This is a genomic window from Streptomyces cucumeris (assembly GCF_024295805.1).
Taxonomy (GTDB): Bacteria; Actinomycetota; Actinomycetes; order Streptomycetales; family Streptomycetaceae; genus Streptomyces; species Streptomyces cucumeris.
Map to the genome: position 1 here is coordinate 15,374 of NZ_JANCLX010000015.1, position 24,138 is coordinate 39,511.

Genomic DNA, 24,138 nt, shown 5'->3' on the forward strand with positions numbered 1-24,138 from the left:
GCGGCTCTCCGATGCCCGCCGGAACGGCCACCCCGTGCTGGCCGTGCTCCGTGGCTCGGCGATCAACCAGGACGGTGCCTCCAACGGCCTCACTGCGCCCAACGGCCTTGCCCAGCAGCGGGTCCTTCGACGGGCACTGGCCAACGCCGGCGTGCGCCCCGACGAGGTGGACGCGGTGGACGGGCACGGCACCGGCACGGTGCTCGGCGACCCCATCGAGATCAAGGCGCTGCAGGCCGTGTACGGCCGGCACCGAGGGGAGGGCGAGCCCCTCTGGCTGGGCTCGCTCAAGTCCAACATCGGCCACTCCCAGGCAGCGGCCGGGGTCGGCAGCGTCATCAAGATGATCATGGCGATCCGGCACGGTGTACTGCCGAGGACCCTGCACGTGGACCGGCCCTCGGAGCACGTCGACTGGGAGAGCGGAACGGTCCGGCTGCTCGGCGACGCCCGGCCGTGGCTGACGACCGGGCGTCCCCGACGGGCAGCGGTGTCGTCGTTCGGGGCGAGCGGGACCAACGCGCACGTCATCGTGGAGCAGGCGCCGGACACCGAACCCGAGGCCGAACCGGCGGATCGGTCCCAGGCGCCGCAGATGCTGCCGCTGCTGCTCAGCGGCCGCGGCGAAGCCGCGCTGCGCGGTCAGGCGGTGCGGTTGCGCGAGCACCTCCTGACACTCGGGGCCACCGGCCCGGCGGAACTGGCCGACGTGGCGTTCTCACTGGCCGGCACCCGCTCCTCGCTGGATCACCGGGCCGTGGTGCTCGGCGCCGACCTCACCGAACTCCTGTCCGGGCTGGATGACCTGGTGGCAGGCACCACCCCGGTCACCGGACCCGTCGGCTCCGGCGACACCGATCCGGTGTTCGTGTTCCCGGGGCAGGGCGGGCAGTACGCCGGGATGGCCCTGCGGCTGTGGGACTCCTCGCCGGTCTTCGCCGCGTCCATGGCGGAGTGCGAGGCGGCGCTCGCGCCGTACGTGGATTGGCACGGCCACACCCTGCGCGATCTTCTGGCCGGCGCGGACGGCGTGGACCTCGAGCACGCCGAGCAGGTCCAGCCGATGCTGTTCGCGGTCATGGTCTCGCTCGCCCGGTTGTGGATCTCCCGAGGGGTGGTGCCCTCCGCGATCATCGCGCACTCCGTGGGAGAGGTCGCAGCCGCGCATATCGCCGGCATCCTCACCCTCGCCGACGCGGCCCGGGTCCTGACCGCGCGGGCGCGCGTGTCCGGCCAGGTGACCGGGTACGCCACGCTCTGGGTCGGGCTGCCGGTCGAGCAGGTGCGCGCCCAGGTCGCACGGCTGACCGATGTGCACATCAGCGTGATCAACGGTCCGCGATCGGTCGTCGTGACCGGTCCGCTCGACCGAATCGCCGTGCTGCGGGCCGAGTACGAGGCCGCCGGTGTCCGCGCGCGTCCCATCCCGATGGACTACCCGACGCACTCCCCGGCCATGGCGGTGGTCGAGGACGAGCTCCTCGCGCTCCTGAGCGACATCCGCCCGGCCACCGCCTCGGTGCCGTACTACTCCACGACGTTCGCCCGCCGGGTGGAGGGCGAGGAGCTCGACGGCCGGTACTGGTTCACCAACCTCGTGCAGCCGGTGCGGTTCCACGACACCGCCGCCGTGCTGCTGGCCGACGGGTATCGCGTGCTGCTGGAGGTGGCCCCGCACCCGCTGCTGGCTCCCGCGATCGAGGAGACCGCCGAGGAGCACGGCGTCGAGGCGACCGTGCTGACGACCCTCCGCCGCGGCGAGAGCGACCCGGAGATGTTCCTGCGATCGGTGGCCGCCGCGTGGCGGGCCGGGCTCACCGTGGACTGGTCCGCGGCCTTCGCCGGCACCGGGGCGCGGCGGGTCGACCTGCCGACCTACGCCTTCCAGCGGCAGCGCTACTGGCCGACTGCGTCGGCGTCCGCGCCCGGCGACCTTGCCGCCGGCGGCCTGGAACAGGTCGATCACCCTCTGCTCGGGGCGAAAATGACGCTGGCGGGTGACGCCGGCTTCCTGTTCACCAGCCGGCTCTCGCTGCACGCTCACCCGTGGCTCGTCGACCACGCGCTCTTCGATCGACCGCTGCTGCCCGGTACGGCGTTCCTCGAGCTGGCGATCCGCGCAGCCGATGAGGCGGGCCTCGGCCGGCTGGAGGAGCTGACCATCGAGGCGCCGCTGATCCTGCCGAGCCGGCACGACGTGCTGGTGCAGGTGCTCGTCGGGGCTCTCGACGGCGACGGCCGCCGCACCGTCGAGATCTACTCCCAGTCGGGGGAACCCGGCGAGGCCGTGGGTGCCTCGTGGACGCGGCACGCGTGGGGGAGCGCGGTGCCCGGCGACAGTCCGGAGCCGGCGCCGTGGCCGACCGACGTGACCTGGCCGCCGACCGGGGCAACCGAACTGGACGTCGCCGGATCGTATGAGCGGCTCGGCGCGCTCGGTTACCACTACGGCTCCGCCTTCACCGGGCTGCGCCGGGCCTGGCGGCTGGGTGACCAGGTCTTCGCCGAGGCGGAGCTGCCCGAGGAACTCGCGGCCGATGCGGTGCGTTTCGGCCTGCATCCGGCCCTGATGGACACCGGTCAGCACAGCCTGGCGCTGGACCAGCTCGACGCGCGGGGGGCTGGCCCGGACAACCCCGGCGTACGAGCGCCGTTCCTGTGGTCCGGGGTGCGGCTGCTCGCCTCGGGCGCCGCGGCACTGCGGCTCGTGTTCTCCCCGACGGGGCCGTCCTCGTGGTCGGTGGACGGGTTCGACAGCACCGGTCGCCCGGTACTGAGGGTGGACTCACTGGTCGCCCGGGAGGTTTCCGCCGAGCAACTGCGCGACGCCGGCACCGCACACCGCGACGCGCTGTTCGAGCTCGGCTGGGTGCAGTGCGGACCGGCCGAGGCCGGTTCGGGGGCGAGCGCCGAAGGACCGATCGGCCGGCTGGTGCCGTCCGATCCGGCGCAGACCGCGCCGTCGGAGGACGAGCACACGGTCGATGCGTGGTGCCACCCCGACTTGGCCGCGCTCGGCTCGGCGGTGGACGGTGGCGCGCCGCTGCCCGAGCTGGTGGTGCTGCGTGTTCCCGGCCGCAGGGCACCCGAGTCGACGGTCGACTCGGTGCACACCGCGGTGAACGGCGCGTTGCGGGTGCTGCAGGACTGGTTCGCCGATGCCCGGTGGGAGCGGTCGCGACTGGTCGTGGTGACCGACGGCGGACTCGTGGGTGCGGCGGTCGGTGGTCTGGTGCGCTCCGCACAGTCGGAGAACCCGGAGCGGGTGGTTCTCGTCGAGCAGGCGTCCGCCGAGCCGGAGCCGGCCGGGGCGCGGTCGGTGGAGGCGCTCGCCCGCGCCGCGGTCGCATCGGGTGAGCCGGAGGTGTCGGTCCGCGACGGACGGCTGTGGTTGCCCCGCCTGAACAGGGTCGCCGCCGAGGCGCTCCCGGAGCCCGCCGAGCCGGCGCCGGACGAGCGGTCTTCGGTGTGGGGCACCGGGACCGTGCTGCTGACCGGGGCGTCCGGTGTGTTGGCCGGGTTGGTGGCCGGGCACCTCGTGGCCGAGTGCGGGGTACGACGGCTGGTGCTGGTGTCGCGACGGGGCCCGGCTGCGCCGGGTGCCGATGAGCTGGTCGAGCGGCTGACCGAGGCGGGTGCCTCGGTGCGGATGGTCGCGTGTGACCTCGCCGTTCGCCAGGAGGTCATGGACCTCGTCGGCTCGGTGCCGCCGGAGTTCCCGCTCAGCGCCGTGGTGCACTGCGCGGGTGTGCTCGACGACGCGACCGTGGGTTCACTGACCCCCGACCGGGTCGATGCGGTGCTGCGGCCCAAGGTGGACGGTGCCTGGCACCTGCACGAGGCCACCCAGGACGCCGGGTTGTCGGCGTTCGTGCTGTTCTCCTCGGCCGCGTCGGCGTTCGGCGCCGCCGGCCAGGCGAACTACGCGGCGGCCAACGCGTTCTGCGACGAGCTGGCCGAGCACCGGCGGACACTCGGCCTCCCGGCGGTGTCGATCGCCTGGGGGTGGTGGGCCGAGGCCAGTGGGATGGGCAGCCACCTCGGAACCCAGGACCGGGCCCGGATGGCCCGCACCGGCATCCGCCCGGTGGACAACGACTTCGGTCTCACCCTGTTCGACGCGGCCGCCCGCCGACAGGGCCGGGTCATCGCCGCCCCGTTCGACCTCGCGGGCCTGTCCACCGCGGCCACGGTCCCGGGACTGCTGCGCGGGCTGGTGCGCCGTCCGGCGCGGCGGGCCGTCGAACCCCATCTGGCCGGTGGGGCCGGACCTCGTGAGGGCCTGGCGGCACTGGAGCCGGCCGAGCGCGACCGGGTCGTCGCCGAGCTGGTGCGCACCCATGCCGCGGCCGTGCTCGGGCACTCCGCGAGCAACGCCATCGACGACCGGCAGCCCTTCACCGCTCTGGGGTTCGACTCACTGACCGCGGTGGAGCTGCGCAACCGGCTCAACACGGCCACCGGGCTGCGGCTGCCGGCCACACTGATCTTCGACTACCCCTCCCCGGCCGCCCTGATCGAGTTCGTGCGGGGCGAGATCGGCGGCGAGGCGGCCGCCCCGGCCCGGCCGGCCGTCGGCGCGACCGCGGCCGGGACCGGAGACGACCCGATCGCGATCGTGGGCATGGCCTGCCGCTTCCCGGGTGGGGTGAGTTCGCCCGACGAGCTCTGGGACGTCGTCGCCGAGGGCCGGGACGTGATCGGCGCCTTCCCCACCGACCGGGGCTGGAACCTGGCCGAGCTCTACCACCCGGACCCCGATCATCCCGGGACCACCTACACCCGTGAGGGTGGTTTCCTGCACGACGCCGACCAGTTCGACCCCGAGTTCTTCGGCATCTCGCCGCGCGAGGCCATCACGATCGACCCGCAGCAGCGGCTGTTGCTGGAAACGGCCTGGGAGTCCCTCGAGAACGCGGGCATCGATCCCACCTCGCTGCGTGGCCGCCCGACCGGCGTGTTCGTCGGGCTGATGTACCACGACTACGGCTCGCGGCTGCACACCAAGCCCGAGGAGCTCGAGGGCTACCTGGGCAACGGCAGCGCCGGGAGCATCGCATCGGGCCGGGTGGCCTATGAGTTCGGCTTCGAGGGCCCCGCTGTGACGGTGGACACGGCGTGCTCGTCATCGCTGGTCAGCATGCACTTGGCGGCGCAGGCGCTGCGGTCGGGGGAGTGCTCGCTGGCGCTGGCCGGCGGCGTGACGGTGATGGCGACGCCTGACCTGTTCGTGGAGTACAGCCGGCTGCGCGCGAACGCCGCGGACGGCCGGTGCCGGGCGTACGGCGCGGACGCGGACGGCACCGGCTGGTCCGAAGGCGCGGGCCTGGTGGTACTGGAGCGGCTGTCCGACGCGCGGCGCAACGGACACCAGGTGCTGGCGCTGCTGGCCGGCTCGGCGCTGAACCAGGACGGCGCGTCGAACGGGCTGACCGCCCCCAACGGTCCGTCCCAGCAACGGGTGATCCGTCAGGCCCTGGCGAGCGCCGGGCTGTCCGCCTCCGACGTGGACGTCGTCGAGGGACACGGCACGGGGACCCGGCTGGGCGATCCGATCGAGGCCCAGGCATTGCTGGCCACCTACGGCAGCGAGCACACCGAGGACGCGCCGCTCTGGCTGGGGTCGGTCAAGTCGAACATCGGTCATACGCAGGCGGCGGCGGGTATGGCCGGCACCATCAAGATGATCATGGCGATGCGGCACGGGATCATGCCCAGGACCCTGTTCGCGGAGACCCCGTCGCCGCAGGTCGACTGGTCGTCGGGCGCGATCGCGCTGCTCGACCGGGCTCGGGAGTGGCCGGATCGTGGCCGGCCCCGCCGGGTGGGGGTGTCCTCCTTCGGCGTCAGCGGGACCAACGCACACGTCATCCTGGAACAGCCCCCGGCCGAGTTCACCGCCCCGGCCCCGCCTCCCGCGGCGACCCTGCCGGTGTGGCCGCTCGTGCTGACGGCTCGCGGGCCCGCGGCCCTGCGGGGTCAGGCGGATCGACTGTGCTCCTCCCTGCGCGACCGGTCCGACGTGGCGTTGGCGGACGTCGCCTACTCCCTGGTGGCCGACCGGGCCGGCCACGACCACCGGGCGGTGCTGCTCGCCTCCGACCGCGCGCAGGCCCTGGAGCGGTTGGCGGAGTACGCGCACGGGGGCGACGGAGCCGGGGTCGTCGCCGATATGGCCCGACGGGGCCCGCTGGCGATGGTGTTCACCGGTCAGGGCGCGCAGCACCCCGGTATGGGCTCGGAACTGCACCGGCAGTTCCCGGTCTTCGCGGCCGCGTTGGACCAGGCGTGCGATCAGCTCGATCCTGCCGTCCGGGCGGCCATCCTCGGCGACGGGGAGCATCGGCTCGACGCCACGGAGATCGCCCAACCGGCGCTCTTCGCGGTCGAGGTCGCGCTGTTCCGGCTGTTCGAGTCCTGGGGTGTCCGGCCGGACTTCCTCACCGGTCATTCGGTGGGCGAGATCGCGGCCGCGCACGTCGCCGGGGTGCTGTCGCTGCCGGATGCGTGCCGGCTGGTGTCGGAGCGTGGCCGGCTGATGGCGCGGCTCGACCCGGGCGGTGTGATGGTCTCGGTGACCGCCGGCGAGCAGGTGGTCGCCCCGCTGGTCGCAAAGTACGCCGAATCGGTGTCGATCGCGGCGGTCAACACCCCTGGTTCGGTGGTGCTCTCGGGGCTCGACCCGGCCGTCACCGAGATCGTGCGGCGCCTGACCGAGGACGGATACCGCACGAAACAGCTCGTCGTCAGCCATGCGTTCCATTCGCCGCTCATGGACCCGATGCTCGACGAGTTCCGCGCCCTGGTCCATGGCCTGGCATTCCAGCCGCCCCGCATTCCGATGGTGGGCGGCGAGGAGGTGACGGACCCGGAGTACTGGGTGCGGCATGTGCGAGACACGGTGCGGTTCGCCGACACGGTGTCCGCACTGCACGGCGCCGGCGTCACCCGGTTCCTCGAGATCGGCCCCGACGCGCCGTTGACCGGCGCGATCCGCGAGTGTCTCGTCGAGCCGGACGTCGTCGCCGTCCCCAGCCTGCGCCGGCACCGCGACGAAGCCGGCACGGTGCTCACCGCACTCGGCACGTTGTTCGCCGCCGGAGTGGAGGTCGACTGGCGGGCCCTGTTCGACGGCACCGGAGCCCGGCACACCCCGCTTCCCACGTACGCGTTCCAGCACCAGCGGTACTGGCTCGACATCCCCGAGCCGCCGGCCGATCTCGCCGCGGTGGGCCTCGACCCGCTCGACCATCCACTGCTGTTGGCCGGCGTGGAGTTCGCCGGCGGCGAGGCCGTGCTGCTGACCGGCCGGCTGGCGCCGCAGACCCAGCCCTGGCTGGGGGAGCATGTGCTGTTCGAGCAGGCCCTGCTCCCCGGCACCGCCTTCGTGGACGTGGCGCTGCGGGCGGCCGAGCAGGTCGGCTGCAGCGTGCTCGACGAGCTGACGATCGAGGCGCCCCTGCTGATCGCTGCGGCGGGCTCGGCCGCGCTGCAGATTCTGGTGGAAGCGGCCGACGAGGAGGGCCGTCGGAAGATCACGATCTCCGCCCGCCCCGACGGCGACGCCGACGACACCCCCTGGACACGGCACGCCACCGGAACGGTGTCCGGCACGGGGAGCCTGCCGGAACCCGATCCGCTCACCGAATGGCCGCCGCGGGGAGCCGACGTCGTCGACGTCGACGCCGCGTACGACCTGTTCACCGAGGCGGGCCACGACTACGGGCCGACGTTCCAGGGGCTGGTGGCCTGCTGGCGGCGCGGTGCGGAGCTCTACACCGAGGTGGCGTTGCCGCCGAGCGGGACCGACGCCGAGCGCTTCGGCGTCCACCCGGCGTTGCTGGATGCCGGTCTGCACGGCGGCGTGCTCCGGGCCCTCACCTCCGACACCCCCCAGGGTCTGGTGCCGTTCTCCTGGGCCGGAGCGCGGCTGTTCGCCTCGGGCGCCACCGCGCTGCGCATCCGGGTCCGACCGGTGGCCACCGACACGGTCGCCCTGGACGCCTTCGACGACACCGGCGCTCCCGTCTTCAGTGTGGCGGCGCTGTCCTCACGCTCGGTCTCCGCCGAGCAGCTCCGCGCCGCCGCCTTCCGCGACGACTCGCTGTTCGAGATCAATTGGGTCGAGTGCGGCCGGGTCGACGACATCGCGCCCCGCTCCGAGGCCACCGTGCTGGATGGCCCGATCGAGCTCGCGGAGCTGATGTCCGGGCGGGACGCGGCAGCCGAGGTTCCGGCCCTCGTGGCGGTGTCGGTACCGGGGGAGGGGCTCGCCGTCCCCGCCGACGTCCACGCGGCGGTGAACAGCGTGCTGCGCTCGGTGCAGACGTGGCTGGCCGATCCCGTCTGGGAGTACTCGCGGCTGGTGGTCGTGACGACCGACAGCCTGACCGGCGCGGCCGTGCGGGGCCTGCTGCGCTCGGCACAGTCGGAGAACCCCGACCGCATCGTCCTCGTCGAGGGTGGCGCCGACGCGACCACCGCCGCGGCGCTGCACGCGGCCGTGGAATCGGGTGAGCCGGAGGTCTCGGTGCGCGGTGGCGTGCTCCGGGCCCCGCGGCTGGCCCGCCTGACAGCCACCGACCCCGTGCAAGCCACCTCGTGGTCGGCCGGAACCGTACTGATCACCGGTGCCTCGGGTGCGCTCGCAGGGCACGTGGCTCGATACCTCGTCACCGACCACCATGTGCGACATGTGGTGCTGACCTCCCGACAGGGCGACAACTCGCCCCGGACCGTCCGGCTTGCCGCCGAGCTGGCGGAGCTCGGCGCCGCGGTGCGCGTCGTCGCCTGCGATGTCGCCGACGGCGAGCAGGTCGCGGCCCTGGTGCGCTCGGTGGAGCCCGAGTTCCCGCTCACCGCGGTGCTGCACTGCGCCGGAGTGCTGGACGACGGCGTGTTCGACTCCCTCACCACCGACCGGGTCGACGCGGTGCTGGCCCCCAAGGTCGACGGCGCCTGGCACCTGCACGAACTGACCCGGGAGCTGGACCTCTCCGCGTTCGTGCTGTTCTCCTCCTCCGCCACGGTCTTCGGAGGGCCGGGCCAGGCCAACTACGCCGCCGCCAACGCCTTCCTCGACGCGCTGGCCGTCGAACGACACCGACAGGGTCTCCCCGCGGTAGCGATCAGCTGGGGCTGGTGGGGCGAGAGCAGCGGTATGACCGAGAATCTCAACGAGACCGACGTGGCTCGCCTGGGGCGGGGCGGGATGCTGCCGATGGCGACCGCCCAGGGCCTGGAGTTGCTGGGCAAAGCGGCCGATCTGGCCCGCCCGAACGTGATGGCCGCTCGCCTCGACCTGGCCGCTGTGCGGTCGGCCGGCACGGTGCCCGCCGTGCTGCGTGGCCTGGTGCGGCGTCCGGCCCGGCGCGCGGCAGCATCGTCGGTGGCGGCACGGGAAGCGGTGCGACTGGCCGGTGCCTCCGTGGCCGACCAGGTGAAGGCCATCGGCGAACTGGTGCGTGAGCAGGTCGCCGCCGTGCTCGGCCACCCGAGCGGCGCCTCGGTCGACATGACCCGCGCCTTCCACGACGTCGGGTTCGACTCGCTCACCGCGGTCGAACTGCGCAACCGGCTCAACACGGCCACCGGGCTGCGGCTGCCGGCGACGCTGGTGTTCGACCACCCCACCCCTGAGGCGCTGGCCGCATTCGTCAGGTCCGAGCTGGTGGGCGACGAGGCCGACACCGTCGGCGTCACTCCCGCCGGGCCTGTCACCGCGATCGGTGACGACCCGATCGTGATCGTCGGCATGGCCTGCCGGTACCCGGGCGAGGCGAACTCGCCGGACGAACTGTGGAGGCTGGTGGCCGAGGGCCGCGACGGGATCACCGGCTTCCCGGTCGACCGCGGCTGGGATCTGGCCGGCCTCTACGACCCGGATCCCGACCAGGTCGGCACGACGTACTCCCAGGGGGGCGGGTTCCTCGACCACCTGGCCGAGTTCGACTCCGACTTCTTCGGCATCTCGCCGCGCGAGGCCATCGCCATCGACCCACAGCAGCGGTTGTTGCTGGAGACGGCCTGGGAGTCGTTCGAGAACGCCGGCATCGTCCCCTCCGTCCTGCGCGGCGGCCCGGTCGGGGTGTTCGTGGGTGCGAACGGGAGCGACTACCCCGCACTGCTGGCCCGCGACTCCGGTGATTTCGGCGGCCGGGTGCTGACCGGCAACGCGGCCAGCATCATCTCCGGGAGGTTGTCCTACGAGTTCGGATTCGAGGGGCCGTCCGTCTCCATCGACACGGCGTGTTCGTCCTCGCTCGTGGCCATGCACCTGGCAGCCCAGGCGCTGCGCTCCGGCGAGTGCTCGCTGGCGCTGGCCGGCGGGGTCGCCACGATGGCCACCCCCGCCATGTTCGTGGAGATGGCGCGGCAGCGGGGCTTGTCCCCGGACGGCCGGTGCCGGGCCTTCGGTGCCGGAGCGGACGGCACTGGCTGGGCCGAGGGCGTGGGCCTGCTCGTGCTGGAGCGACTCTCCGAGGCCCGCCGTAACCACCATCGCGTGCTGGCCGTCCTGGCCGGCTCGGCGGTCAACCAGGACGGTGCCTCGAACGGCCTCACCGCCCCCAACGGCCCGTCGCAGCAACGGGTCATCCGTGCCGCGCTGGCCAATGCCGGCCTGTCGGCGAGCGAGGTCGACGCGGTGGAGGGACACGGCACCGGGACCCGGCTCGGCGACCCCATCGAGGCGCAGGCCCTGTTGGCCACCTACGGACGCGAACGTGAGTCCGACACCCCGCTGTGGCTGGGTTCGATCAAATCGAACATCGGGCATTCGCAGGCCGCCGCCGGCGCCGCCGGCACCATCAAGATGATCATGGCGATGCGGCACGGTCTGTTGCCCCGGACGCTCCACGCCGAGACCCCGTCCTCGGAGGTCGATTGGTCCTCCGGTGGGGTGGCACTGCTGGACCGGGCCCGTGACTGGCCCGAACAGGGCCATCCGCGGCGGGCGGGCGTGTCCGCGTTCAGCCTCAGTGGAACCAACGCGCACATCATCCTGGAACAACCGCCCGAGGATGTCGGTACGCCGCCGACGGCGCCGGCCCCGGACGAGGGCTTCGCGAGCAGGCGGATGCAGCCGGTGGTGTTGTCGGCCAGGGGGCCGGCAGCCCTGCAGGCCCAGGCGGCGCGCCTCCACGCCCACCTGACCGACCGGCCCGAACTGACGCCGGCCGACATCGCGCGGTCGCTGGTGACCGACCGTGCGATGCACGATCACAGGGCGGTGGTGCTCGCTGCCGACCGCGAGCAACTGCGCGACCGACTCGCGGCGTTCGCCGACGGCACCGCCGCACCTGGCGCGGAGGCCACCGGTGTGGCCGGCAGCGGTGGTCTGGCCGTCGTCTTCACCGGCCAGGGGTCACAACGAGGTGGGATGGGCCGGGAACTCCACCGCGATTTCCCGGTTTTCGCGGCGGCGTTCGACGAGGTGTGCGCGGCTCTGGACCCGTCGCTGCGGGATATGATCTTCGATGAGGACGAGGACCGGCTGAACACCACCGAGTTCGCCCAGCCCGCGCTGTTCGCGATCGAAGTGGCCCTCTTCCGGCTGTTCGAGTCCTGGGGCATCCGGCCCGCCTTCGTCACCGGCCATTCCGTCGGCGAGATCAGCGCCGCCCATGTGTCGGGCGTGCTGTCGCTGGCCGATGCCTGCGCGTTGGTCACCGCGCGGGCCCGGCTCATGCAGGGGCTCGCACCGGGCGGGATCATGATGTCCGTCAACGCCGGTGAGGACGTGGTGGCGCCGCTGGTGGCCGAGCAGGGCACCGGGGTATCGATCGCCGCGGTCAACACCCCGGAGTCGGTGGTCATCTCCGGCGCCGAACTCGCCGTCGGCGAGATCGGACAACGCCTCCGCGACGCCGGACACCGCACGAAGCAACTGGCCGTCAGCCACGCGTTCCACTCCCCGCTCATGGACCCCATGCTCGCGGAATTCCGGGCCGCGCTCGACGGTCTGGAGTTCCAGCCACCGCGGATCCCGATGGCCAACAGCGAGGTGGCCACCCCCGAGTACTGGGTCCAGCACGTCCGGAACGCGGTGCGGTTCGCCGACATGGTCTCCGAACTCCGGGCCGGCGGGGCGACCCGCTTCCTGGAGCTGGGGCCGGACGCGACCCTGACCGGTCTGGTCCGCGCATGCGTGACAGAGGGGGATGTCGTCGCCGTGCCCACCCTCCGGCGAGGCCGTCCCGAGACCGAATCCGTGCTCGCCGGACTGAGCACCCTGTTCGCCACCGGGGCCGAGGTCGACTGGCCGGCTCTGTTCCCCGCGGCCGGCGCGGGCCGGACCCCGCTGCCGACGTACGCGTTCCAGCACACGCGCTACTGGCCGGACACGCCGGAGACACCGGCCATGACAACAGCCGGCCCGGACGCCGTGGACAGCCGGTTCTGGGGATGGGTGGAACAGGGCGACCTCGACGCGCTGAGCGCCGAGCTGGACACCGAGGAACGGGACGGACTCGGCGCCGTGCTGCCCGCACTGACCCGGTGGCGCCTCGGGCGGCGTGAGAAGACGGTGGTGGACGGCTGGCGGTACCGGTTGAGCTGGCGGCCCGTGCCGACCCGGCCCGAGGCCACGCTCACCGGCACCTGGCTGCTGGTGGTGCCCGCCGGCCACCGCGACGATGCCTGGGTCGCGCCGATCGAAGCGGCGATGACCGCCGCCGGGGCCGAGGTCCGTGGCCTGGAGGTCGGCGAGCACGAGCTGGATCGGGCCGCGCTGGCGACCCGGCTCGGCGAGCCGCCGCTCGCCGGGGTGGTCTCGTTGCTGGCGGTGGAGCAGTCCCGCGTCCCGGGACACCCGGGCGTGCCGGTCGGTCTGGCCGCCACGGTGAGCCTGGTCCAGGCGTTGGACGACCGCGAGATCGACGCACCCCTGTGGTGTCTCACCCAGGGTGCGGTGAACGTCGTCCCCGGCGACGACCTCGACCATCCCGACCAAGCCCTGCTGTGGGGCTTCGGACGGACCCTCGCACTGGAACGCCCCGACCGCTGGGGCGGTCTGGTCGACCTGCCGGTCACCCCCGACGACGCCTCGGCGGCCGGGCTGATCCGCCTGCTGGGTGACGGCGGCACCGGGGAGCAGGCAGCGCTGCGGGACGGCGCCGTTCTGGGCGGCCGGCTGGTCCGCGCCGACCCGGATGAGCCGCCGCGCCGTACCTGGCGACCGTCGGGCAGCGTGTTGGTCACCGGCGGCCTCACCGGCCTGGGCGCCCGCACCGCGCGCTGGCTGGCCGAGCAGGGCGCGCCTCACCTCGTGCTCACGTCCCGCCGGGGGCGTGAAGCGCCGGGCGCCATCGAGCTCGAAGCCGACCTCACCGCCCTGGGCTCCTCGGTGACCATCGCCGCCTGCGACGTCGCCGACCGGGGCGAGGTCAAGGCCCTGCTCGCGAACCTTCCCCACGACCTGCCGTTGACCGCCGTGTTCCACAGCGCGGGGGTGGCCAACGACGGCGTCATCACCGAGCTGACTCTCGACAGGCTGAACAACGTGCTACGGCCCAAGGTGGAGGGAGCGTGGAACCTCCACGAGCTGACCCAGGACCTGGACCTCTCGGCCTTCGTGCTGTTCTCCTCGGCCGCCGGCCTCATCGGCTCACCCGGCCAGTCGCACTACGCGGCAGGGAACGCCTTCCTCAACGCCCTGGCCCACCACCGGCGGGCGCGCGGTCTGCCGGCCACGACGATCGGCTGGGGCCTGCTGGCCGGCGGAGGCATGGCCGACGACACCGGCGCGACCGACCGGGCGAGCCGTCGGGGTCTGCACCCGATGGATCCCGGCCAGTCGCTGGCCGGACTGCGGCGAGCACTGGACCACGACGAGACCTACATCGCCATGACGCACGTGGACTGGACCCGGTTCATCAAGGCGACCGCAGGCACCGTCAAGTGCACGGTCATCAGTGACCTGCCCGAGTACCGGGCGGCGTTCCCGGTGGCCGCCACGGGGGATCGGCTCGCCGCGCCGAACGGCGGGTCCCGGTCCTGGGCGCGGCTGGACGCTCTGGACGGCGACGAACGTGACGCCGCACTCCTGGAGTTGGTGCAGACGCAGGTGGCCGAGGCGCTCGGTCACAGCTCGACCGAGACCCTGTCGCCGACCAAGGCGTTCGTCGAATTGGGTTTCGACTCCCTCGCCGCGGTCGAGCTGCGCAACCGGCTCGTCGCGGCGACCGGGCTGACGCTGCCGGTGACCCTCACCTATGACCACCCGACCCTGCTGGCGCTCCGTGACCATCTGCGGACGGCGATGTTCGGCGCGGACGCCGACCAGGCCGAGTCCGCGCTGGCCGAGCTCGACCGGCTGGAGAAGGTGCTCTCGGCAGTGACGGCAGACGACGGCATCGACGCGGCGGCCAGGAACCAGGTGCTGCGGCGGGTCCAGAAGATGGCCGCCGCGCTCACCGACCAAGGCGCCCCTTCCGAGCAGAGCCAGCTCATCGCGAACGCCGACGACAACGAACTGTTCGACTTCATCAATCGAGAATTGGGCGGCCCCAGCCAGTGAACCGAGACCATTCCGGACCAGTTGATTCCCTCGATTCGCCACGTGAGCACGAGGCCGATCTGTTGAACTGGGACTTCATCCAGGACCCTTACCTGACTTACCAGGAGATGCGCGCCGGGACGGGTCCTCGGCGGCTCATCATCAAGACATTGAGCACAGGTCTGCGTTCATGGCTGGTCACCGAATACAGCGATGTACGCCGACTGCTGGCCGATCCCAGACTCTCGAAAGCGGCCGGGGGTGCCGCACCGATCATCGCCAAGCACAGTACGGAGGAGGTCTCGGCCGCGTCGATCACGTCGGACAGCATGCTGTTCAGCGATCCGCCACAACACTCGCGACTGCGGAGGATGTTCAGTAAGGTTTTCACGATGCGCCGGACACTGAATCTGCGGCCGCGCATCGAGGAACTCACCGACGAGCTGCTTGATTCGATCCCGGCGGGAGCCGAGATCGACCTGGTGGAGTCGGTGGCGATGGCCATCCCCATTGCGGTGATCGGCGAGTTGCTCGGCGTACCTCGCACCGCCCACCACGATCTTCGTCGGTGGAACCGCGCGCTGACCAGCGTCGAATCGGAGCCGTCGGAGAAGTATCAGGCCTACATGGCGTCGCTCGACTACTTCCGGACTCTGGTTGCCCAGAAAGCGAGCAGCCATGACGGCGCAGACGACCTGATCAACGCGATGATCGATCCGGAAAACGAGGAGCGGTTCGAAGAATCCGAGCTGCTTTCCACCATCTTCCTGATGATGAACGCGGGTTACGAGACCACCGCGAACTTGATCAGCAGCTCGGTGTACGCTCTGCTGAAGCATCCCGAACAGTTGGAGCAATTGCGCGGGGATGCCACGCTCATACCGAACGCAGTGGAGGAATTCCTGCGTTATGAAAGCCCGTTGAACCTCTCCACTTTGCGCTACACCACCGAACCGGTGGAGGTCGGCGATACTGTTATCCCCGCCGGCGAAGTGGTGTTCCTGGCGCTGTCCTCGGCGAATCGAGACCCGGATCGGTTCGCGGATCCGGACCGGCTGGACATTCGCCGTAACGCTGCTACGCATCTGGCCTTCGGTCACGGTATCCATCATTGTGTCGGCGCGCCGCTGGCACGACTGGAGGGCGAAATCGTGCTGGCCCGGCTGTTGGACAGGTTCCCGCAGTGGGAGGCGGCCGAGCCACTGGAACGACTCACCTGGCGCTACACCTTGCAGTTCCGTGGTCTGGAGCGGCTACCGGTCAGGCTGCACACATGATGTGAACACCCGTCAACGACGAAAACGGAGCGGACCCATGTCAGCAGAAGTGATCGACCGATTCTTCAGGAGCTCGGGTGCCGGCGACATCGAGACCGCCGTCGAATGTTTTGCCGATGACGGCGAGTGGATCACGCCCGACGGAGACGGACTCGGGACGGTCCACACCAAGGATCAGATCGGCGATCTGATCACCAGTATGAACGCGATGCGCGAAAAGATGATCGCCTCTGGGGTCGACGGGAAGTTCGAATCGCCGATCATGTTCGGCGAGAACATGGGGCTGGTTCGGTGGACCGTGGAGACCGATGACGGAAAGGTGGTCAATCGTGGTGTTGACCTCTTCATCCTGAGCGACGGGAAGATCGCGCTCAAAGACGTCTACCGCAAGGCCTGAAGAACGCAATCAAGAAGGGGTCGAAACCATGATCAACAGCTATGAGGAACTGGTCGAGACAACGATCAGTGCCACCACTGACATCGAGGACTTCCAGAACATCCAGGTTGGCCAGGGTGGTACCTACGAGCACGCCCTGTTCACCAAGTCCGGTGAAAAAGTGGCCACCACCTCAGGTGGCTACAAGATTCACTATCAGCGGGAATCCGACAAGCAGTTCATGGCCTATCTGACCAACGAAGTCGTCTTCGAGGACGGGTCCGGAACGATCCGGGTTGCCGGTTGGATCGATCTCGGCTCACTTCTGTCGGGGGACTGGGCCTACTACCCGAGCGTGGGTACCAGTGGCCGGTACCTCGGCCAAACAGGTTTCATGGCCTGGCGCCCTTACGATCTGGGCAAGGTGGAGGGAGCCGACGTGAAACTGATCATGTTCGCCTCCGCTGAGTGAACGATCCCGCGGTGCCGCGATGAGGTGAGAGTACTCAAGGTTCAATATTCAGGGGTGTTTCTTTCACCGCGAAATTGACACCCCTGTCTTCTGACGTGGAGGTTGAGAAATGGGCCGGGTTGCCGGGAAAGTCGCATTGGTTACTGGCGCTGCGCGTGGAATGGGACGTTCGCATGCGGTGCGACTTGCCCAAGAAGGGGCAGACATCGTCGCTGTCGACCTGTGCACAGACCTCGAAACCGCGCCGTATCCAGGAGCGAACGGTCAAGATCTTGCCTCGACGACGCAACTGGTCGAACAGCTCGGCCGGCGGATCCTTGCGCGCCGGGCGGATACGCGCAACTTCAATGAACTGCAGGCTGTCGTCGACGAGGCGATAGCTGAGTTCGGTCATATCGACGTCGTGTGCGCAAATGCTGGAATGTCCAGCTTCGGGTTCTCATGGGAACTCACCGATGAAGCCTGGCAGGAAATTATCGACGTCAATCTGACAGGGTCGTGGAAAACCGTCAAAGCGGTGATTCCGCATATGATCGAGCGGAATGAAGGCGGATCGCTGGTCTTCATCAGCTCGACAGCGGGGTTGATCGGCGTGCCGACCATGTCGCACTACACCGCATCCAAGCACGGCGTGGTCGGGTTGATGCGTGCCTTGGCAGCAGAGCTGGCACCACACAACATACGCGTGAATTCGGTCAATCCCGGAAATGTCGACACGCCGATGGTCAACAACGCTCCGATGCGAAAAATCTTCCTGCCCGAAGTCTCCGATCCGACACCGGAGGACGCAAACGAAGTGATGAAGGACATGAGCGCGTTGCCCACCGGCTGGCTGGACTCGCAGGGGGTCAGCGACGCCGTGGTCTATCTGGCGTCGGAAGAGGCACGTCACATCACTGGAATCACTCTTCCCGTGGACGCCGGAATGATGCTTCCCAATAAATTGCGATAGGAGCTGGTGCCGATCCACAAATAAGACTTAGCTCATTGGTCAACCGAAATCTGTCAGCGTCTCAGGCGCGCGAAACAAGTTACCGGAGGCTTCCTCATGATGACGGAGAACGCATTCTCTCTCATGGTCGACCGACTCGATATCATTGAGTTGACGTCCAAATATGCGTATCGACTCGATACTCGCCAGTTCGATTCTCTGATGGAGCTGTGGAGCGACGACAGCCCGGTTTTCGACGAAGAGAGCTTCGGGCTGGGAAAGTTCACGGGGAAGGACGAGATCCGGCGTCACTTCGAAGTCGATATCTACGGGCAGATGGAGAATCTTTGCCATATGACGGTCAACCATGTCATCAATGAGATTCTCGAATCCCGAGCGTCTGGTAACTGCCATGTCTTCGCCCAGGGCGATGTGCGGGCCGGCGGGATTTCTCGGGCTACCGCGTACTACAAGGATGAATACGTTCGCGAGGATGGGGTCTGGAAGTTCGCCAGCCGCAAAGTGATCCCGTTGACCAGGCCGGAAGTCGGTACCTTCGAATTTCCGGCAGGGCAGAACCCATTCGATCAGTAGACCGGACAGCCACGGTCTGAAAGAAGGAACGTGCACGCATCGACCACGAGTGGCGGATCCTGGATCAGGCCGCTGCGAAGCTCACCTCAGCACGGTCAAGTACACCTCATTTGCTTTCCGTTCGCTGGCGGTTCCGCCGGGTATTTCCGTTCGCTGGCAAACTCGCTCGAACCGGACGTATCGGTGCTCGGAGTCCAGTATCCAGGGCGACAGGACCGCCGTCACGAGCCTTTGATCGAGGACATTGGTCAGCTCGCCGATGAGATTTGCGAGGCCTTGAACCCGTGGGAAACGCAGCCACTTGCATTCTTCGGCCACAGCATGGGTTCGGTGGTGGCGTTCGAGGTAGCGCGTCGCTTCCAGCGAGATAATCGACGCGCGCCGCTCGCATTGTTCGCGTCTGGGCGCCGCGCCCCGTCGTGTCATCGTGATGAGGATTCCCATAGGGCCGATGACGACACTATCGTTGCCGACCTTCGAACGCTGGGTGGAACCGACCCGGCTCTTCTCGACGATGACGAGATGAGACGCGTGATCCTTCCTGTTATCCGTGGCGACTATCGGGCCGTCGAGACGTATCGTGCGCCAGCAACAGAGACGATGTTGAACGTGCCGATCATGGCAATAACCGGCGACCGCGATCCGAGCGTGTCGCTCGAGGAAGCGAGTGCTTGGCGAGGACATGCCGCGGGATCCTTCGAGATAAAGGTCCTGACCGGAGGTCATTTCTTCATACACGAGCACGTCGCTGAGATAGCCGACTGTGTGCGGCGTGTGCTCTTCGGCTTCCGTTCCGACATTCATGAGGGGAAGGGGGGCGGCCATGGACGTCGGACTTGAAGTGAGCTGCCCGATGTGCGGAGGTCTCATCGAGGCGGCCGACAGAGATGAGCTCATCCGCTTGTCCCAGCTACACACGATTGATGCCCACCGCTACAACGTTCCCGCTGAACACGTGTTGGCCGCAATGACGCCCGGTGATATCGATCCCGATCAGGGAGAGGAAGCGCAATGAACTCTGCAGCGGCGGAATGTCCCACCGTGGACTTGAACATGCTTGACCCTGACTTCGTGCAGGACCCCTATGAGACCATGGCCGCATGGCGAGCCTTGGGGCCGGTTGTCTACAACTCGCATCACGATCAGTACATGATCACGTCGCATCAGAACTGCGCGCGAGTGCTTGGTGACATCCGCCATTTCAACTCTGCAAACGTGCTCCCGGAGATGGAGAAGGCGTTCGGCGGACCGACTTTTCTCGGCACTGATGGTGCACGGCATCAGACGGTCCGCAGAATTTGGGAGCCAGGGTTCGAGCGCAGGGCTGTCGAAGCCGACTGGGCAGCGCGGATACAGCACGTTGTGGACGTATACGTGGATAAATTCGTGGAACGCCTGCGCTCCGGCGAATCTCTCGACGCTCTTGCGGAGATGACGCGAATCATCCCCACTGTCGTCACTGCCCAATTGATGGGCGCCGAAGAGGATGTGTACGAAGACTTCATCAAATGGAGTGACGCAACGGCGGCGGTTCTCGGCGCACGGCTGGACCCGACTCCGAGGGGTCAGGAGATTATGGCCGACGGCGCTGCGGCAGCAGTTGCTCTGAACTCGTACATGGCCGGCCTCATCGAAAAGCACCGTGCGCTGGGGGTGAGTGATGGATCGCTTATGGCCCAGATGGTGTTCGACGATTTTGCGCCGTCCATGCCTGATCGGGAAATATTGGCAAACGGGACGATGCTGACGGTTGCGGCGAATGAGAGTACGGCGCAGGTGATGGCGATGATGTTGTATGCGCTGGGACGCCATCCCGACCAACGTCGCGCGCTGGCCGCCGACAGGTCGCTTGTTCCGGCCGCGCTCGAGGAGGTCCACCGCTGGTCGACTCTCACGCAGTCGGTTCTGCGCTTTGCCTGTAGCGACGAGTCGCAGGTCGAGGGTTTTACGATCCCCGAGGGTTCCGCAGTGGTGGCTCTTCTGGGTTGCGCGAACCGCGATCCCGCTCGCTGGGACAACCCGCACTCCTTCGACATCTTCCGTCCCCGTAAGGCACATATGGGCTTTGGTTTCGGGCCTCACATTTGCCTTGGAATTCATATGGCCCGGATGGAGATGCGCATCTGGCTGAATCGGCTGCTGGACAAGTTGCCGGAGTACGAGATCGCGGGTGAGATCGAATTCGGCCCCGACTTCACGCTGCGGGGCCTGCGGGGGATCCCGATCAAAGCGGCATGATTGATCTTCAGAGAGCGGCAAGCTGTCTCACTGGTTGGCGAGGTGCACCGACTTCCAGTACTCCAGCCGTAATTTCCCGCTTGCGGGCAGGTTGACGGCCCGGCTGTCGCGTCGGGCGGGCGTCGGGCCGACCGAGTACAACACCACCTTCCGCGCTGGGCGAGCCAGTCGCCGGACCCGCCGCGGCCGTGGCGCAGCGCGGCCAGGACCCGCTGTCCGCCCGACGACGCGGCATTCATCGCTGACCTGACCACGCTTCGGTCGTCGACCGAAGCGCGGGTCGGGCCTGCCGGCCCCCTGCATGTCGAGTCCCGCTGCCAGGCCGGGCATGGGGAGGGCGACCCAGAGACCCCAGAGATGCCTTGTGACTACTAGGGGATGGGTCACCGGGAAATCTAGGGGATGGCCCGTCGAGGCGCAGAGCCTACCGTGGGGCGCACGCAGCTTTCCGGAGGCTAATTCATGGTTTACGCCGACCAAGCACCCGTCTTGACCATTTTTCCGCCCACGCCGTCACTCTTCCATCCCCCGCCGGAGCTGAACGAGCGGCAACGGGACCGTCCGATCACCCGGTTCCGGCTCGCTGACGGCAAGTCCGGTTGGCTGGTCACGCGCTACGAGGACGTGCGCCAGGTGCCGACCGACCCGACCGAGCACACCCGACCGCGCCGGCTCATCGTCGGCGCATTCACCGCCCGTCGTGTGGAAGCGCTGCGGCCGCGAGTGACTGATGTGGACACCGACCTGGTGGAGGAGTTGTGACCAGTCTGCGCTTCGGTGCGTTCCTGCCCCCGATCCACCCGCTGGGGGAGAGCCCGACGTGGTGGCTGCGCCACGACCTGGACTTCATGGCGCACCTCGACCGGCTGGGCTTCGACGAGGCGTGGATCGGGGAGCACCACTCGACCGGTCGGGACCTCATCGCCTCGCCCGAGATCTTCATCGCGGCGGCAGCGGAGCGCACCACCCGGATCCGCCTCGGGACCGGCATGACCTCGATTCCGTACCACCATCCGCTGTGGGTGGCCGACCGGATGGTGATGCTCGACCACCTCACGCAGGGCCGGGTGATGTTCGGGGTCGGTCCCGGCTCCCTGCCCTCCGACGTCGCCATGATCGGTATGACCCCCACCGAGAGCCGCGAGCTCCTCGAGACCCATCTCGACATCATCCAGCGGCTGCTGGCCGGTGAGTCGGTCACCACGACGGTCGGGAGCCACACGCTGGTCGACGCGACGCTGCAGCTGCGCCCGTTCACCGAGCCGTGCTTCGAGATCGCGGTGGCCGCGACGGCGTCGCCGACCGGCGCGCGCCTGGCCGGCAGCCGCGGTGCGAGCCTGATCTCGCTCGGGGCGACCATGAGCCAGGACGGATTCGACGCGCTGGCGTACCACTGGGGGATCGCCACCGAGCGCGCCGCCCACGCGGGACGGCCGGCGCCCGACCGCGCGACCTGGCGGCTGGTCACGAACGTGCACGTCGCCGAGACCCGGGAGCAGGCCTACCGGGACGTCGAGTTCGGGCTGCGGGACTGGGTGAGGCACCTGAACGACAACGCTGCCACGCCTGGGCTCACGCTGCCCGACGGCAGCACGCAGGAGCTGATCGAGTTCGTCAACGAATCGGGCCTGGGCGCGATCGGCACGGCCGATGACGTCCGCCGCCAGATCCAGCGCATGGTCGACCAGTCCGGCGGGTTCGGCACCGTGCTGCTGCTGGCGCACGACTGGGCCGGTCCGACGGCGAAGTGGCGCTCGTGGGAACTCGTCGCCCGTCAGGTCGCCCCGCACTTCCAGGGATCAGGGACGACCCACGCCCAGGCGTCCCACGACGCCCGGGCCCGGATTCTCGCGCGGCGCGAGGAGGCGAACATCGCAGCCGGCGCGGCGCTCGAGCACATGAACCGCAAGTACGCCGACGAGGTGGCCGGCGGGGCCTGACCGTGCCGTCGTGACACGCCTGTCCGTGGTCGACGAACGCGGCCAGGGGATCTCGTGGTCCGGGACACCGCCGGATCAAGAAGGAACTTCGCCGGACCGTGGACCGCGGTCCGGCAGCGAGCACCGATGCCTGCAGAAGGAGACGTTTCCGTCATGGCGACATGGTTCATCACCGGAGCCGCCCGAGGGCTGGGCGCTGAGATAGCCCGGCACGCCCTGGAGGCAGGACACGACGTCGCCGCCGGCGTCCGGCGTGTCGAGGCGTTGCCCGACGACCTGCGCGGCGCCGAGCGATGCCATCCGGTCACCCTCGATGTGACCGACCAGGCCCAGATCGACCGTGCCGTCGCGCAGGTCGTCGATCGGTTCGGCACGATCGACGTGCTGGTCAACAACGCGGGTCGCGTGCTGGTGGGTGCACTGGAGGAGGTCACCGACGCCGAGGCCAGGTCGCTGTTCGACGTCAACGTCTTCGGTTTGATCAACGTGACGCGAGCGGTCCTGCCGACGATGCGTGCTGCCGGCAAGGGCAAGATCGTGCACATCGGCTCCCGGGCGGGGTTCGAGGGCGAGCCCGGGGTGAGCCTGTACAGCGCCTCGAAGTTCGCGGTCGCCGGTATCAGCGAAGCCCTCGCCGCCGAGGTGGGTCCGTTGGGGATCCAGAGCATGGTCGTCGAGCCCGGGGCGTTCCGCACCGACCTCTTCGACGCCAGCTCCCTGTCGGTCTCCGGAACGCGGCTGGCGGACTACGACGGCACCCCCGCCCACCTCGTGCGCGACGGGGTCGACGCGGCCAACCACGCCCAGCCCGGGGACCCGGTCAAGGGCGCGGCGCTGATCGTCGAGGTGACCGACTGCGAGACGCTGCCCTCGCACCTGCTGGTGGGCAGCGACGCCTACGAGCGTCTCGAGGTCAAGAACGCGATGGTTGCGGAGCACATCGCCCCGTGGCGCAGCAAGGCGCTGGCCACCGCGCACCGCGACTGAGCCTGACCGTTTCGCATCGCGCCGCAGGGCCGGGCTCTGCTCGGCCCCACGGCGCGAACGTCCCCCGGCCGTGCCGCTCGGGCCGGCGGGGTGGACGTGGTCGAGTCCGTGATCCGGAAGTCGGGCCTGTGAGCCCGTGAGCAGTGGCAACGGAGGTGTGCACATGTTGGTTCTCAGCGAGCGAGGTGTGGTCTCGGTGACGGAACGGCTGCTGGTCGGCACGATCCGGACCGGGGACCGGTGAAAGCCGTGGCCGACGCGCGCGCGGACGGCGAACTCGACGGGCTTCCCGTTGCACTGCATGCGAAAGTCGCCGCCGCGCAGGCAGCGTGGGCGGTTGCTCGCTGCGCGCGGCACACGGTCGTCCCGGAACACTACTGGCCGCACGAAACCGATCTCGCCGCGCTGCGCGCCGGGCGAGCACTGACCGAGCTGGTCTCCCGCTACGTGGAGAGGGCCGTCGTGGCCGCACGGGCCGAGGGGATCGGCTGGCCGGTCATCGGCGAGGCGCTCGGGGTCGCCGACCCGGAGGCCGTTCTCGGACCCGCCGTCGCCGGTTGGACCGAAGAGCTGGCGCGCGTCCGCGCGGGACAGGTGCACCTGGCGGACCAGCCGGCGCTCGAATGGGTCGTCGACACGGCTTGGTGGGCCGAAGCGCTGCGGGAGTGGCTGAGCAGTCCCGGTGACAACCTCCTCGACTCCGCGGCCGGACGACCGCCGGCGAACGGGAACGGCTGGTGGCACCCGGGTGAGCGGGCCACCGGCGAGGACGACGAGGCCGATGCGGGCCTCCTGTCGTGAACCGGACCAGCGAAGGAAGGAAAGC

Annotated in this window: 13 protein-coding genes (1 of these 13 running past the window's edge); all 13 read left to right on the plus strand. The window is 69.4% G+C overall.

Annotated elements, in window-relative coordinates:
• Positions 1–14,518, plus strand: partial view of a type I polyketide synthase gene (locus tag NMK44_RS22040; protein WP_374215316.1) — the 3' portion only. The gene continues 3,860 nt to the left of window position 1, outside the view; only the last 14,518 of its 18,378 coding nucleotides appear in the window; the start codon falls outside the window, past its left edge; the stop codon is at positions 14,516–14,518.
• Between the two features lie 62 nt (positions 14,519–14,580).
• Positions 14,581–15,774 carry a cytochrome P450 family protein gene (locus NMK44_RS22045; RefSeq protein ID WP_254745713.1) on the plus strand — a complete coding sequence of 398 codons (1,194 nt, stop codon included), beginning with the start codon at positions 14,581–14,583 and terminating at the stop codon, positions 15,772–15,774.
• Positions 15,775–15,811: 37 nt separating this feature from the next.
• Positions 15,812–16,171, plus strand: a complete 360-nt coding sequence (locus NMK44_RS22050; RefSeq protein WP_254745715.1) for a nuclear transport factor 2 family protein — start codon at positions 15,812–15,814, stop codon at positions 16,169–16,171.
• Positions 16,172–16,199: 28 nt separating this feature from the next.
• Positions 16,200–16,622, plus strand: a complete 423-nt coding sequence (locus NMK44_RS22055; RefSeq protein ID WP_254745716.1) for an allene oxide cyclase barrel-like domain-containing protein — start codon at positions 16,200–16,202, stop codon at positions 16,620–16,622.
• A gap of 109 nt (positions 16,623–16,731) precedes the next feature.
• A complete protein-coding gene (locus tag NMK44_RS22060; protein ID WP_254745718.1) occupies positions 16,732–17,574 on the plus strand; it encodes a mycofactocin-coupled SDR family oxidoreductase in 843 nt (280 codons plus the stop codon).
• Between the two features lie 96 nt (positions 17,575–17,670).
• Positions 17,671–18,147, plus strand: coding sequence for a nuclear transport factor 2 family protein (locus NMK44_RS22065; protein ID WP_254745720.1), 477 nt, complete (start codon positions 17,671–17,673; stop codon positions 18,145–18,147).
• Between the two features lie 30 nt (positions 18,148–18,177).
• Positions 18,178–18,987 (plus strand): thioesterase II family protein, encoded by an 810-nt coding sequence (locus NMK44_RS22070; RefSeq protein ID WP_254745722.1) that lies wholly within the window; start codon positions 18,178–18,180, stop codon positions 18,985–18,987.
• The gene (locus tag NMK44_RS22075) at positions 18,971–19,162 is read left to right on the plus strand and encodes a hypothetical protein (protein WP_254745724.1); all 192 of its coding nucleotides are present in this window, start codon (positions 18,971–18,973) and stop codon (positions 19,160–19,162) included. Before NMK44_RS22070 ends, NMK44_RS22075 begins: the two co-directional genes overlap by 17 nt.
• Entirely contained in the window at positions 19,159–20,385 is a 1,227-nt protein-coding gene (locus tag NMK44_RS22080; RefSeq protein ID WP_254745726.1) for a cytochrome P450, read from the plus strand. The genes NMK44_RS22075 and NMK44_RS22080 overlap by 4 nt, the downstream gene beginning before the upstream one ends.
• A 462-nt stretch (positions 20,386–20,847) precedes the next feature.
• Complete coding sequence (locus tag NMK44_RS22085) at positions 20,848–21,147, plus strand: cytochrome P450 family protein (protein ID WP_254745728.1); 300 nt, start codon at positions 20,848–20,850, stop codon at positions 21,145–21,147.
• Complete coding sequence (locus NMK44_RS22090; protein WP_254745729.1) at positions 21,144–22,325, plus strand: LLM class flavin-dependent oxidoreductase; 1,182 nt, start codon at positions 21,144–21,146, stop codon at positions 22,323–22,325. Before NMK44_RS22085 ends, NMK44_RS22090 begins: the two co-directional genes overlap by 4 nt.
• 153 nt (positions 22,326–22,478) lie before the next feature.
• A complete protein-coding gene (locus NMK44_RS22095) occupies positions 22,479–23,312 on the plus strand; it encodes an SDR family NAD(P)-dependent oxidoreductase (protein WP_254745731.1) in 834 nt (277 codons plus the stop codon).
• A gap of 249 nt (positions 23,313–23,561) precedes the next feature.
• Complete coding sequence (locus tag NMK44_RS22100; protein WP_254745733.1) at positions 23,562–24,113, plus strand: hypothetical protein; 552 nt, start codon at positions 23,562–23,564, stop codon at positions 24,111–24,113.
• Positions 24,114–24,138 lie beyond the last annotated feature (25 nt).

Coding starts and splice junctions, on each gene's coding strand:
- NMK44_RS22050 (WP_254745715.1), top strand. CDS start 15,812: ATGTCAGCAGAAGTGATCGACCGATTCTTCAGGAGCTCGGGTGCCGGC.
- NMK44_RS22055 (WP_254745716.1), top strand. CDS start 16,200: ATGATCAACAGCTATGAGGAACTGGTCGAGACAACGATCAGTGCCACC.
- NMK44_RS22060 (WP_254745718.1), top strand. CDS start 16,732: ATGGGCCGGGTTGCCGGGAAAGTCGCATTGGTTACTGGCGCTGCGCGT.
- NMK44_RS22065 (WP_254745720.1), top strand. CDS start 17,671: ATGATGACGGAGAACGCATTCTCTCTCATGGTCGACCGACTCGATATC.
- NMK44_RS22075 (WP_254745724.1), top strand. CDS start 18,971: ATGGACGTCGGACTTGAAGTGAGCTGCCCGATGTGCGGAGGTCTCATC.
- NMK44_RS22080 (WP_254745726.1), top strand. CDS start 19,159: ATGAACTCTGCAGCGGCGGAATGTCCCACCGTGGACTTGAACATGCTT.
- NMK44_RS22085 (WP_254745728.1), top strand. CDS start 20,848: ATGGTTTACGCCGACCAAGCACCCGTCTTGACCATTTTTCCGCCCACG.
- NMK44_RS22095 (WP_254745731.1), top strand. CDS start 22,479: ATGGCGACATGGTTCATCACCGGAGCCGCCCGAGGGCTGGGCGCTGAG.